Origin of the sequence: Pseudomonas alkylphenolica (assembly GCF_000746525.1) — a bacterium.
GTDB lineage: Bacteria > Pseudomonadota > Gammaproteobacteria > Pseudomonadales > Pseudomonadaceae > Aquipseudomonas > Aquipseudomonas alkylphenolica.
Window position 1 is genome coordinate 759,225 of the sequence record NZ_CP009048.1, and the last position, 12,402, is coordinate 771,626.

The 12,402-nt window shown below is 58.3% G+C and carries 10 protein-coding genes and 1 other RNA gene; 5 read left to right on the forward strand and 6 right to left on the reverse strand.

Annotated elements, in window-relative coordinates:
• The first annotated feature begins 9 nt into the window (after positions 1-9).
• From PSAKL28_RS03585 to PSAKL28_RS27575, 4 genes are all read left to right on the forward strand, one after another.
• Entirely contained in the window at positions 10-936 is a 927-nt protein-coding gene (locus tag PSAKL28_RS03585) for a hypothetical protein (protein ID WP_038606686.1), read from the forward strand.
• A 10-nt stretch (positions 937-946) separates the two neighbouring features.
• Complete coding sequence (locus PSAKL28_RS03590) at positions 947-1,894, forward strand: hypothetical protein (RefSeq protein WP_038606689.1); 948 nt, start codon at positions 947-949, stop codon at positions 1,892-1,894.
• 81 nt (positions 1,895-1,975) lie between these two features.
• The gene (locus PSAKL28_RS26425; protein ID WP_257011848.1) at positions 1,976-2,905 is read left to right on the forward strand and encodes a hypothetical protein; all 930 of its coding nucleotides are present in this window, start codon (positions 1,976-1,978) and stop codon (positions 2,903-2,905) included.
• Complete coding sequence (locus PSAKL28_RS27575) at positions 2,902-3,891, forward strand: hypothetical protein (protein WP_157686997.1); 990 nt, start codon at positions 2,902-2,904, stop codon at positions 3,889-3,891. Before PSAKL28_RS26425 ends, PSAKL28_RS27575 begins: the two co-directional genes overlap by 4 nt.
• Before the next feature lie 131 nt (positions 3,892-4,022).
• On the opposite strand, the gene ssrA is transcribed toward PSAKL28_RS27575, so the two are convergent.
• From ssrA to PSAKL28_RS03620, 5 genes are all read right to left on the reverse strand, one after another.
• Positions 4,023-4,414: a transfer-messenger RNA gene (gene ssrA / locus PSAKL28_RS26675) on the reverse strand.
• Between the two features lie 101 nt (positions 4,415-4,515).
• Positions 4,516-4,788 (reverse strand): PA2433 domain-containing protein, encoded by a 273-nt coding sequence (locus PSAKL28_RS03605; RefSeq protein ID WP_038606695.1) that lies wholly within the window; start codon positions 4,786-4,788, stop codon positions 4,516-4,518.
• Between the two features lie 143 nt (positions 4,789-4,931).
• Positions 4,932-7,742: an FAD-binding and (Fe-S)-binding domain-containing protein gene (locus PSAKL28_RS03610; protein ID WP_038606698.1), complete on the reverse strand. Its 2,811-nt coding sequence runs from the start codon at positions 7,740-7,742 to the stop codon at positions 4,932-4,934.
• Positions 7,743-7,822: 80 nt separating this feature from the next.
• Positions 7,823-8,968, reverse strand: coding sequence for an FMN-dependent L-lactate dehydrogenase LldD (gene lldD / locus PSAKL28_RS03615; protein WP_038606701.1), 1,146 nt, complete (start codon positions 8,966-8,968; stop codon positions 7,823-7,825).
• A 69-nt stretch (positions 8,969-9,037) separates the two neighbouring features.
• A complete protein-coding gene (locus tag PSAKL28_RS03620) occupies positions 9,038-10,702 on the reverse strand; it encodes a lactate permease LctP family transporter (protein ID WP_038606703.1) in 1,665 nt (554 codons plus the stop codon).
• A 253-nt stretch (positions 10,703-10,955) separates the two neighbouring features.
• Here PSAKL28_RS03620 and PSAKL28_RS03625 point away from each other — a divergent pair, with 253 nt between their 5' ends.
• A complete protein-coding gene (locus tag PSAKL28_RS03625; protein ID WP_038606706.1) occupies positions 10,956-11,723 on the forward strand; it encodes a GntR family transcriptional regulator in 768 nt (255 codons plus the stop codon).
• A gap of 91 nt (positions 11,724-11,814) precedes the next feature.
• Here PSAKL28_RS03625 and smpB read toward each other — a convergent pair whose 3' ends face one another.
• The gene (gene smpB / locus PSAKL28_RS03630; protein ID WP_038606709.1) at positions 11,815-12,297 is read right to left on the reverse strand and encodes an SsrA-binding protein SmpB; all 483 of its coding nucleotides are present in this window, start codon (positions 12,295-12,297) and stop codon (positions 11,815-11,817) included.
• Between the last annotated feature and the right edge of the window lie 105 nt (positions 12,298-12,402).

Genomic DNA, 12,402 nt, shown 5'->3' on the forward strand with positions numbered 1-12,402 from the left:
TAAAGTGATATGAATACGCCAGAAGAATCCCGATACAACTCCACACCCACGGTAATACTTGCGGCTGACAAATCGACGGGGGAACAGCCGATGGAGTTGTTTATCGTCGATGAGCACACTGAAATTTATTTGGCGTTGCAGTCAGGCGGTGATTTTGATCGAGGACGTCTGACTGGCGTATTAGGTGGGGTAGGTGGCTGCGCATCGGTGGGGCTTACTCTTATGTTGGCGATGCAAGGTATTTTCGACCCCATCATGCTTGCTCTCGGTATTTGTTTGTTTTTGGTTCCATTCCTATGGGAAACCCTACGTCCATTACCTCTCCCCACTCTGTTTAACCGCCGAACCCGAGAAGTGTACTTCGATCACGATGGTGAATTATTCCATACTCCATGGGATGGCATTCTCGCCATAGCCAATGAGTTTCAACTGGTTGGGACCCAGATCGGTAGCATTCAGAACGCCTCTCTGGAAATCAGGGTGTGGAAATTCGACGAACCGGAGACAGCCCTGATGATCAGCCTAGGGGCGCCGTTCGGAAAATCACTGGCGCTGCAAAAAGGCTTTTGGGAATACATCCGTTCCTACATGAACAACGGCCCTTACTTTGACGAACACGGTAATCACAGTGAGTCGGATGCGTTCGTAAAAAGCCAGTTGGCCGTGCGATTCAAAATGAGCGACAGCTTTAAATATACCCTTGCAAAAATAAAACAGGCGAAAAAGGAGGCGGGCGGAAGGAATTACTTAGGTGCCGATGATTTTGCAATGCTGATACTCGAGCCTATGCTTTACCCTTGGGCCAGAATCCAGGAGTTCACCTACAGCATTGCAAAACGCCGCTCCCGCAACCGCTGGCCCAGCCTTGTTACCGAACGTCTGAAACCCAATGGCCCCACCAAGCGCCTTGTTGATCTTGAGTGTGAGCGGCACTGAGTAAAGTGATATGAATACGCCAGAAGAATCCCGATACAACTCCACACCCACGGTAATACTTGCGGCTGACAAATCGACGGGGGAACAGCCGATGGAGTTGTTTATCGTCGACGAGCACACCGAAAACTACTTGACTTTGCAATCAGGTGGTGACTTTGAACGAGGGCTGTTGACCGGCATATTGGCAGGAACAGGGGGAATAGGAGGAATAGGGTTGGGGTTGTTCAGTTTTTTTCAAAGTGGGAGTCTTGAAGGGCTTTATATAATGCTCGCCCTATGTATCCCTTTGTGCGTAGCTCCTTTTCTATGGGAGTCCCTACGCCCCCTACCTCTCCCCATCCTGTTCAATCGCCGAACCCGCGAAGTCTACTTCGACCACGATGGCGAATTATTCCACGCCCCGTGGGATGGCATTTCCGCCATAGCCAATGAGTTTCAAATCGTTGGCACCCAAATCGGTAGCATTCAAAACGCGTCACTGGAAATCAGGGTGTGGAAATTTGAAGAACCGGAGACAGCGCTGATGATCAGCCTTGGGGCACCCTTCGGAAAGTCACTGACGCTGCAAAAAGGGTTTTGGGAATACATCCGCTCCTATATGAACAACGGCCCTTACTTTGACGAACACGGTAATCACAGTGAGTCCGATACCTTTGTAAAAAGCCAACTGGCCGTACGCCCAAAAATGAGCGACAGCTTTAAAAGAACCCTGGATGAAATAAAGCAGGCGAAGCGAGAGGCAGGTGGCAAAAATTACTTGAGCAGCAATCATGTTATTAAACTAATATTTTTGCCTATTTTGTACCCCCAGGATCGAATCCAGGAGTTCACCTACAACATTGCAAAACGCCGATCCCGCAACCGCTGGCCCAGCCTTGTTATCGAACGCTTGAAACCCAATGGCCCCACCACGCGCCTTGTTGATCTGGAGAGTGAGCGCAACTTAGGACAGTGCTAGAAAATTGCGGTGCATCGAAGAGGAGTTCCTCTGTTACCCACATAATCTACCTGCCGCGAATATCACAGAACGAGCATGGATATGAATACACCAAGCCCCACGCCAACAGTAATACTTGAGGCGAACAAATCGACGGGCGAGCAGCCGGTGGAGCTATTTATCGTCGATGAGCACACCGAAAACTATTTGGCGCTGCAGGCAGGCGGTGACTTTGATCGAGGACTCCTTACAGGCGCACTAGGAGGGATAGGTGGCTGTGCAATGTTGGGTCTTGGCCTTTTAGGCGCAATACAAGGAATGTTCGATATTACCTGCATGACGTTTTCTATAGGCATACCTTTATTTCTGGCGCCATTCCTGTGGGAAACTCTACGCCCATTACCCCTCCCTATTCTTTTTAACCGCCGCACCCAAGAAATTTATTTCGATCACGATGGTGAACTATTCCATACCCCATGGGATGGTATTATCGCTGTATCGAATGAATTTCAAATAGTTGGAGCACAAATCGGTAGCATTCAAAACGCTTCGCTTGAAATCAGGGTATGGAAATTTGAAGAACCGGAGACAGCGCTAATGGTCAGCCTTGGAGCGCCCTTCGGCAAATCACTTGCGCTGCAAAAAGGCTTTTGGGAATACATTCGTTCCTATATGAACAACGGCCCTTACTTTGACGAACACGGCAATCACAGCGAGTCGGATACATTCGTAAAAAGTCAGTTGGCCGTGCGATTCAAAATGAGCGACAGTTTCAAACATACCCTAGCGCGGATAAAACAGGCGAAAAAAGACGCCGGCGGCAAGAATTACTTAAGTGGCAGTGATTTTGCGATGCTGATACTCGAACCTATGTTTTACCCCATGGCCAGAATCCAGGAATTCACCTACAGCATTGCAAAGCGCCGCTCCCGCAACCGCTGGCCGAGCCTTGTTACTGAACGCTTAAAAGCCAATGGCCCCACCACGCGCCTGGTTGATCTGGAATGTGAAAAGGGGGAAGGCGCCGAGTGAAAAACAGTGATACGCAAAACTCAAGCTCGGCGCCCGATGTCCAGGTTCCACCCGACTATCGCCGGTGCCTGCCCGTCGAGTTGCACAGCCAGGCGGATGCCTTCATCCATTATCTGCATGAGCTACCCAATAAATCACCGGTCAAGTGCCCCGAGTGCGGCCACCCGCGCTTCAGGCTGGATGCCCAGCAAAACCTGCGCTTACCCTTCTACCGCTGCATTGCGTGCAATAAAGGTTTTAACTGCCTGACGAAGCATCCGTTTTCAAACTATGGGCATATGCACCTGTGGTCGGCCTATGCTCATTACTTGCTAGCGGGTTGGCCTGCGCCCGCTTCTGCCAAAGCCTTGGGTATTTCCCCCAGTTCCACCTGGCGCTGGATCAAGCCTTGCCGTGCGGTGATGGCCAAAGAGTTTCCGGCGCTGTATCACTGGTGGTCTGCGCGACAAGATCGCACCAGCCTGGAACCACCCGCGCATATTGCAGTTCAGGCCCAGACGTTCCTGGGTCGGTTAGAGCACTTGCTGACCACTCGGCAGGCTGTGTGTCCGAAGTGTGGTTCGCCTGATATGCGGCGTGTCGATGAGCGACGCCCCAATTTTGTCTGTCCCGGCTGCTGGAGCACGGTGAGCTTGACTAAAGGCACGTTGCTGAGCCGAATGAACTACCCAGAACACTGGCTGGGCTTTGCCCAAGGGCTGATCAATGGCGAAAGCATCGTTGACCTGCAGCGACGCACCGGGCTCTGCGGGGTTGCCTGTAAGCGCTGGCAGGTGCGTTTCATGCAGATGATTGAGCAGCAGGGGCACGCCGAGCTTGCTCGATGGATTGCCTGGCTACGCAGTCGCCGGGTCAAAGAGGTGAGTGATTTTGTGCGTGGCGGCGGGCAGCTGGAGGTTGTCCGCGGCTCGCGTCATTCCGCCGGATCGAAACGGGCTCTGAAGATTCCACCCAGTCGCCAGCGCAAGCAAAACGCAGATGCTTGAACCTCTTCAGCGCACACAGGGAACCGGAAGGATGCGCTCATAAAACTGGCATGACCTGACCAAATTGCCCCTGACAGGCACAAAAAAGGCACTTGCGATAAACGCTAAGTGCCTGATTTGTATAGCTTGTTTGGTGGAACCGGGGGGATTTGAACCCCCGTCCGCCAGTGCTCCGCTGTCGGTCCTACATGCTTAGCCGTGTCTATTGAGTTAATCCGCAGCCGCCCGACGGGCAGGGTGCTTTGGACGAGTTGTGTAAGTTTTAGCCGCTTCGTCCACAACGTACTGCACGGCGATCCTGTTCTGTATGACAATCACTTCGGGTTTACAGGCATCCCCTGGTGATTGCTGGAGCCGAAGCTACCAGAAGGAAGCTCTAGGCTGCTTACGCAGCGAAGCGTACTTCCCCGTAGTTTTCGTCATTGGCAACTATAGAAAGTTGCAACAGTGGATTTACGAGTTCTGTTACCAACTCGGCATGCACCTAGAGTTTCACTACCGGCGTCGAATCCTAATCGGCCCCATTTGTTGCGCTCTAGCTGAAGCGTTTTTCAACGCTCGGGGATCAGTATACGCCATCGGTCGGGCGACGTCGACTGCGGTTCCAGTCGCCCTGCTGATTCGCTACTGGCCGCCTTTTTCGGTTTTTTCCAGGCGCTCGATCACTTTGCTGGTGATCGCGATGCAATCCTTGTCATTGCCTGCGGCCTGGGCCTTTTTGGCGTCTTCGACGTGTGTGGCAACTGATTTGTCGAGTCCTTCTGAGGTTGCACCGGCGGTGGCCAGGGTGTCGCTGATTTTCTGCAGGTTGGCAGTGCACAGGTCTTCGTCTGCAAACACAGGGGATGCAAGCAGGGCGGCGGTAATCAACAGTCCAGTAATCGCAGTACGCTTCATGTAAATCTCCTTGGCGCGATGGCCTTGGGAAAAGGGAGCCGTTCTGGATGGACTGCGACGCTTGCCGGGGGCAGATTAGATGGCCTCTTCGCGGGGCAAGCCCGCTCCTACCGGTAGGAGCGGGCTTGCCCCGCGATCGGAGTTCAGAGGTTCCGAGGCCGGGTCACGCGGTCCACCAGATAAACTAGTCCGTGATAATCGATCCCGCCATGATTCGACAGGCCGATTTCACAGGTACGGCTGGTGGAAATTCCTTCACTGCAGTATTGCACCGCGTCCTTGAGGCTGCGCAGCGAATGGGCGTTGAGCTCAGGGGTGGTGAAGCCCTTGTCACCGGCAAAGCCACAGCAGTGGATACCCTCAGGGATCACCACCTGCTTGCTGCAGCGCCGCGCAAGGTCGATCAGCGCCTGGCTTTCGCCCAGGTGCTGGGTGCTGCAGGTCACGTGCACGGCAATCGGTTCGTCCTGGGGTGTGAACTCCAGCCTGTCGATCAGATGGGTGCGGATGAAGCGCACCGGGTCATAGAGATCCAGGCGGGTTTCGGCCAGGTCCTGAACCAGGCGCAGGGTGCAGGGGCTGGTGTCGCAGTAGATCGGATCAAGCCCGCCGCGGCTGGCATGCAGCAGCGCGTTGATCAGTTCCTGGCGCTTGTGTTCGGCCTGTTCGGCGTAGCCCTTGGATGCAAAGGGCTGGCCGCAGCACAGGTTGTCCTGGTTCTCCGGGAACACCACTTGATAGCCGGCTTTTTCCAGCAGGGCGCGGGTTTTGTCGAGCAACGAGGTCTGTTCGCGGTCGGCCGCCGCCGGGCCCATCACCCGCGACACGCACGCTGCCAGGTACACCACCCGTGGCCGCGCATCGTTGCTCGCCGGGCCGAACGAAATGGCCTTCAGCGGTTGCGGCATGGCCGCCGTCCACTGCGGAATCCGGCCGTGACTGACTTTGCTGAGGTGGGCGCTGAGGCGACTCAGGCGCGGGGCGCCGAGCAACCTGCGTGCGCCATTGGCAGCCTGCAGGGTAAAGCGTGCACCACTGAGGGCAGTGTGGAAATTTTCTGCCAGCCAGTCGGCGGTTTTCACATGCTCCGCGACCTGGCCGCGCAGTTTCTTCACCAACTCGCCAGTGTTGATGCCCACTGGGCAGCGCTGGGCGCACAAGCCGGTGGCGGCACAGGTGTCGATGCCTTGGTACTGGTAGTCACGTTCGAGCTGACGGGTATCGTTGCCAGCACGTTTCTGCGCCTGGATATCGCGCCACATGACGATGCGCTGGCGCGGGCTGAGCGTCAGCCCTTTGGACGGGCACACCGGTTCGCAGAAGCCGCATTCGATGCATTTATCGACAATCTCGTCGGCGGCCGGCAGCGGCTTGAGGTTTTTCAGGTGCAGTTGCGGATCGTCGGTCAGCACTACATCAGGGTTGAGAATGCCGGCCGGGTCGAGCAGGCGCTTGAGCTGCCACATCAACTGATAGGCGTCGCTACCCCATTCCAGCTCGACGAAGGGAGCCATGTTGCGCCCGGTGCCGTGCTCGGCCTTCAGCGAACCGCCGTATTCCACGGCAACCAGCTGGGCGACGTCATCCATGAAAGCTGAATAGCGCGCCACCTGCTGTGGCGAATCGAAGCCCTGGGTGAAGACAAAGTGCAGGTTGCCTTCCAGGGCATGACCGAACAGGATTGCTTCGTCATAGCCGTGCTTGTCGAACAGTGCGATCAGACGATTGACGCCTTCGGCCAGTTTTTCCACGGGGAAGGTGACGTCTTCGATGATCACCGTGGTGCCCGTCTCGCGCACTGCACCGACGGCCGGGAAGGTGTCTTTACGGATGCGCCAGAGCTGGTTGTAAACCACCGGGTCTTCGCTGAAATCAACCTGCTTTTCCACCGGGAACCCGGCGATCGAGGCACTGATGTGTGCCAGTTGCTCGTGCAGCAGCGATTGTGTGGCAGCGCGGGATTCGATGAGCAGCGCACAGGCACCAGCAGACAGGCTCTTCACCCACACCGGCATGCCTTGCATGTTCTCCACCGAGCGCAGACTGCGGCGGTCGAGCAGCTCGACAGCGGATACCGGTTGCTGCTTGAGCACCGGCACTGCGTTGCAGCAGGTCTCGACATCGGGGAAGACGATCAGCGCACTGGCTTTGTGCGGATGGTCCGGCACGGTGTTGTAGGTCACCGCGCTGATGAAACCGAGGGTACCTTCAGAACCGACCATCAGGTGGGTGAGGATATCCACCGGTTCGTCGTAGTCCACCAGCGCATTGAGCGACAGTCCGGTGGTGTTTTTCAGCCGGTATTTGTGGCGGATCCTGGCTGCCAGCTCGGTGTTGGCGCGAGTCTGCCGACCCAGTTCGCCGAGTTGATCGAGCAGTGCGCCATGGCTTTCATGCAAACGCGTGACGCTCTCGGGGATTTCGCTGTCGAGCAAGGTGCCGTCGGCCAGCAGCAGACGCATGCCGGCGAGGGTGTGGTAGCTGTTCTGCGCGGTGCCGCAGCACATGCCGCTGGCGTTGTTGGCGACGATGCCGCCGATTTTGCAGGCATTGATCGAGGCCGGGTCCGGGCCGATTTTGCGTCCGAACGGGGTCAGCCAGGCGTTGGCCTGGGCGCCGATTACGCCCGGCTGCAGACGGATCTGCTTGCCGCCATCGCGGATGTCACGGCCGTTCCAGTTGTCACCCAGCACCAGCAGCACCGAGTCGCTCACTGCCTGACCGGACAGGCTGGTGCCGGCAGCGCGGAAGGTGACTGCAACCTGCTGGGCGTGTGCCGCCTTGAGCAGGGTGGCGACTTCGTCTTCGCTCTCGACGCGGATCACCAGCTTGGGAATCAGCCGGTAGAAGCTGGCGTCGGTACCGAAGGCCAGGGTCGAGAGCGGGTCGTCGAAACGCCGCTCGAGGGGGATCAGGTGTTCAACCGTGTCGAGGAACGCGGCGGGCAGACTCATGCAATCTCCTCGCGGGACCGCGGCGTCTGGTGCGCCATGTGTCCCGGTCAATCAGGCGGTGATCGGTGCGGGCGCGGCAATCAGGCGCCCAGTTCGCGTACCAGCGAATCACGGGTGATCTCGCTGATGGTCTTGGCGCCGGTAAGCACCATGGCCACGCGCATTTCTTTCTCGAACAGGTCCAGCAGGTTCTTCACTCCGGCTTCACCAGCGGTGGCCAGCGCATAGAGGAATGCACGACCGATCAGCACGGTGTCCGCACCCAGGGCGATCATGCGCACCACATCCAGGCCGCTGCGAATGCCGGAGTCAGCGAGGATCTTCAGGTCGCCTTTTACCGCATCGGCGATCGCCGGCAGGGCCCGGGCGCTGGACAGCACGCCATCGAGTTGGCGGCCGCCGTGGTTGGAAACGACGATACCGTCGGCACCGAACTTCACCGCGTCCTTGGCATCCTGCGGATCAAGGATGCCCTTGATCACCATCGGACCATCCCAGAACTCGCGGATCCACTCCAGGTCTTTCCAGGAAATCGACGGGTCGAAGTTGGCACCCAGCCAGCCGATGTAGTCGGCCAGGCCCGTTGGGCTGCCACGGTAAGTGGAGATGTTGCCCAGATCGTGCGGCTTGCCCAGCAGGCCGACATCCAGCGCCCACTGCGGATGAGTCATGGCTTGCCAGACGCGGCGCAGCGGCGCATTCGGGCCGCTCATGCCCGAGTGTGCGTCACGGTAGCGGGCGCCAGGTACCGGCATGTCGACGGTGAACACCAGGGTGGTGACACCGGCGGCTTTCGCCCGCTCCAGGGCATTGCGCATGAAACCGCGGTCCTTGAGGACGTAGAGCTGGAACCACATCGGGCGATTGATGGCCGGAGCGACTTCCTCGATCGGGCAGACCGACACCGTCGACATCGTGAAGGGGATGCCCTTGGCCGCGGCTGCACGGGCGGCCTGGACTTCGCCACGCCGCGCGTACATGCCGGTCAGGCCGACCGGCGCCAGGGCCACCGGCATGCTCAGCGTTTCGTTGAACAGTTGGGTCTCAAGGCTCAGCTCGGACATGTTTTTCAGCACGCGCTGACGCAGTGCAATGCTGGCCAGGTCTTCGACGTTGTGGCGCAGCGTGTACTCGGCGTAGGCGCCGCCGTCGGCGTAATGGAACAGGAACGGCGGCAGCTTGCGTTGCGCTGCGGCGCGGTAGTCGGTAGAGGCAGAAATGATCATGTGGTCTCGCTGCGTCGGTGGAAAAGGGCGGATGCCGGGCGCGCAGCAACGCGCCCGGCCTCTGACACTTTAGTGAACCAGCATGCCGGTCAGCCAATATGCCTGGATCAGGGTGATCAGGCCGACGATGGTGGCGAAGAACAGGCTGTGCTTGAGGGTGAAGCGGAACAGGTCGGATTCCTTGCCGACCAGGCCGGTGGCCGCACAGGCTACCGCGATCGACTGAGGCGAAATCATCTTGCCGGTTACGCCGCCGCTGGTGTTGGCCGCAACCAGCAGGGTGTCGTTGACCCCGATCTGGTGCGCAGTGGTGGCCTGCAGCGAGCTGAACAGGGCGTTGGACGAGGTGTCGGAACCGGTCAGGAACACACCCAGCCAGCCGAGGAACGGCGAGAAGAACGGGAATGCCGCGCCGGTGCCGGCCAGTACCAGGGCCATGGTCGAAGACATGCCCGAGTAGTTGGTAACGAAGGCAAAGGCCAGAACCATACCGATCGACAGAATCGGCCAGCGCAGTTCGAAGAAGGTCTCTTTCAAAGTGGTAAGACCAGTTTTGAAGTTGATCTTCAGGACCAGCATGGAGATCAGCGCCGAGAAGAAAATCGCCGTACCGGTGGCGGAAATCGGGTCGAGTTTGAACACGGCCGGAATCGCGGTCGGGGTGGCGACGATCGGGGCGGTCTTGATCACCAGCTGATCAAGGTGCGGGATGGCGAAGTTGAACACCCAGCTGTACATCGAACCGCCGGCGGCGAAGGCTGCCTTGAACGGCTTGAGGGTCCAGATGGTGACCAGCACGGTGAGGATCAGGAATGGCGACCAGGCTTTGAAGATCTCGCCGAGGCTGTATGGCGAAGGCTGACTGCCGCCTTTGACCACTGCTGCGCCGACGCTGCCGGTGGCGCCAGCGAACGAACGCTTGGGCTGCCAGACCTTGAGGAACAGGGTCAGGGAAATCAGGCTGGCCAGGGCCGAGGTGATGTCCGGCAGTTCCGGGCCGATGAAGTTCGAAGTGAAGTACTGGGTCACGGCGAAGCTCAGGCCAGCTACCAGTGCGGCAGGCCAGGTCTCTTTGACGCCGCGCAGGCCGTCCATCATGAACACCAGCCAGAACGGCACGAACATCGATAGCAGCGGCAGCTGGCGGCCGGTCATGGCGCCGATTTTGAAGGCGTCGATACCCGTCACCTGACCAGCGACGATGATCGGGATACCGAGGGCGCCGAAGGCCACTGGCGCGGTGTTGGCGATCAGGCACAGGCCGGCTGCGTACAACGGGTTGAAGCCCAGGCCGACCAGCAGCGCGGCGGTAATCGCCACCGGGGCGCCGAAGCCTGCCGCACCTTCAAGGAAGGCGCCGAAGCAGAAACCGATCAGCAGCACCTGCAGGCGTTGGTCATCGGTAATCGACAGCACGGAGCTGCGGATCACTTCGAACTGGCCGCTCTTGACTGTCAGTTTGTAGAGGAACACTGCAGCGACGATGATCCAGGCGATTGGCCACAGGCCATAGGCAAAACCGTATCCGGCGGCGGCAAGCGCCATGTCGGCGGGCATCTGGAAGGCGAAGATCGCTACCAGGATCGACAAACCGAGGGTGATGCTGCCGGCGACGTGGCCCTTGAGCCGGAACACTGCCAGAGCGAGGAAGAAGAACACGATCGGGATGACTGCCGCGAGCGCGGACAGGCCAAGACTACCAAGCGGACTGTAGAGCTGTTGCCAGGTTTGCATATGGGGTGGCCCCTAATTGTTGTTGGTCAGCACTGGCATTGGATAATTGGTAAGACCAATTTACAATGTCGAGGCGCTAGGTTAAAAGCCTCGCTGTGGGTGTGTCAATTTGTCCCAAGAAAACTTTCGTCGGATGGGTGTCGGCGAACGGGCCTGAGCGGCAGCGAAAGTTGCAATCTGATGGGTGTCGGCAGGGAGCGGATAGGCCAGAATAGACGGCCCCGAACGTACTCGGGATTGTGGAGAGCATGTGATGGTTTTTGATCAGGTCCGCCAACGCCGTTTGTCCGACGATATCGTCGACAGGCTTGAGGGGATGATTCTTGAGGGCACCCTGACTGCCGGTCAGCGGCTGCCTGCTGAGCGGGCATTGGCTGAGCAGTTCGGGGTGTCGCGGCCTTCATTGCGTGAAGCAATCCAGAAGCTGGTGGCCAAAGGGTTGCTGGTCAGTCGCCAGGGCGGCGGCAACTATGTGGCCGAAGCGTTGGGTTCGACCTTCAGCGATCCGTTGTTGCAGCTACTGGAGAGTAATCCTGAGGCACAGCGCGATCTGCTGGAATTCCGGCATACCCTGGAGGCATCGTGCGCCTATTACGCGGCAATCCGCGCGACCGAGCCGGATCGTCAGCGCCTCAAGGCAGCGTTCGATACCTTGCAGGACTGTTACGCCCGCTCGGGTGAAGTGGATCGGGCCGAGGAGGGCGCTGCTGATGCACGCTTTCATCTGGCGATTGCTGAAGCCAGCCACAATGCGGTGTTGCTGCACACCATCCGTGGGCTGTTCGATCTGCTCAAGCGTAACGTGGTGACCAACATTGGCGGCATGTACAAGCAGCGTGCCGAAACCCGCGACATGCTGATCAATCAGCACCGTGAGCTGTACTTGGCGATCGTGGAAGGGCGGGCAGAGGATGCTCGCGAGGTGTCCAGCCGACACATTCTGTATGTGCAGGAAGTGCTCGATGAAGTGCGCCAGGAAGTGCAGCGAACAGCGCGAGCGGAACGGCGTAGCGGGCGTTGAAGCAATCGCGGGGCAAGCCCGCTCCCACCGGGATTGAGTGACCCTGGTAGGAGCGGGCTTGCCCCGCGATCAAAGGCGCTTTAGACCGAAATCAGTCTTCCTTGCCCTTATTGCGCACCGCACGCTGCAATTCGCGATTGGAATCACGTTCGCGCTGAGTATCGCGCTTGTCGTATTCCTTCTTGCCCTTGCCGAGCGCGATTTCGCACTTGATCAGGTGCTTGCTCCAATAAATCGACAAGGCTACGCAGGTGTAACCCTTTTGCTGGACGGCAGCATGCAGCCGCTCCAGCTCGCGTTTATTGAGCAGCAGTTTGCGGGTGCGTGTCGGGTCGGCAATGACATGCGTACTGGCGGCCGTCAGCGGCGTGATATGGCTGCCCATCAGCCAGGCCTCGCCATCTTTGAGCACCACGTAACTGTCGGTCAGATGCGCCTTGCCGGCACGCAGACTTTTTACTTCCCAACCGGACAGGACCAATCCGGCCTCGAACTTGTGCTCGATGAAGTAATCGTGTCGCGCCTTTTTATTCTGCGCGATGGTCCCTGTCGGATGTTTCGTTTGTTTAGCCATAGGGGCGGCATTATAGGCAGTCGTTGCGCTGTCGGCTACGGGGTAGCAGTGCGCTTGAGCCTGTGAGATGAATCCCGGACAATGCGCGCTCTTTTTTTCCACAGT

Coding starts and splice junctions, on each gene's coding strand:
- PSAKL28_RS03625 (WP_038606706.1), top strand. CDS start 10,956: ATGGTTTTTGATCAGGTCCGCCAACGCCGTTTGTCCGACGATATCGTC.
- smpB (WP_038606709.1), bottom strand. CDS start 12,297: ATGGCTAAACAAACGAAACATCCGACAGGGACCATCGCGCAGAATAAA.
- PSAKL28_RS03620 (WP_038606703.1), bottom strand. CDS start 10,702: ATGCAAACCTGGCAACAGCTCTACAGTCCGCTTGGTAGTCTTGGCCTG.
- PSAKL28_RS03610 (WP_038606698.1), bottom strand. CDS start 7,742: ATGAGTCTGCCCGCCGCGTTCCTCGACACGGTTGAACACCTGATCCCC.
- PSAKL28_RS03590 (WP_038606689.1), top strand. CDS start 947: ATGAATACGCCAGAAGAATCCCGATACAACTCCACACCCACGGTAATA.
- PSAKL28_RS03585 (WP_038606686.1), top strand. CDS start 10: ATGAATACGCCAGAAGAATCCCGATACAACTCCACACCCACGGTAATA.
- PSAKL28_RS03605 (WP_038606695.1), bottom strand. CDS start 4,788: ATGAAGCGTACTGCGATTACTGGACTGTTGATTACCGCCGCCCTGCTT.
- PSAKL28_RS26425 (WP_257011848.1), top strand. CDS start 1,976: ATGAATACACCAAGCCCCACGCCAACAGTAATACTTGAGGCGAACAAA.
- lldD (WP_038606701.1), bottom strand. CDS start 8,968: ATGATCATTTCTGCCTCTACCGACTACCGCGCCGCAGCGCAACGCAAG.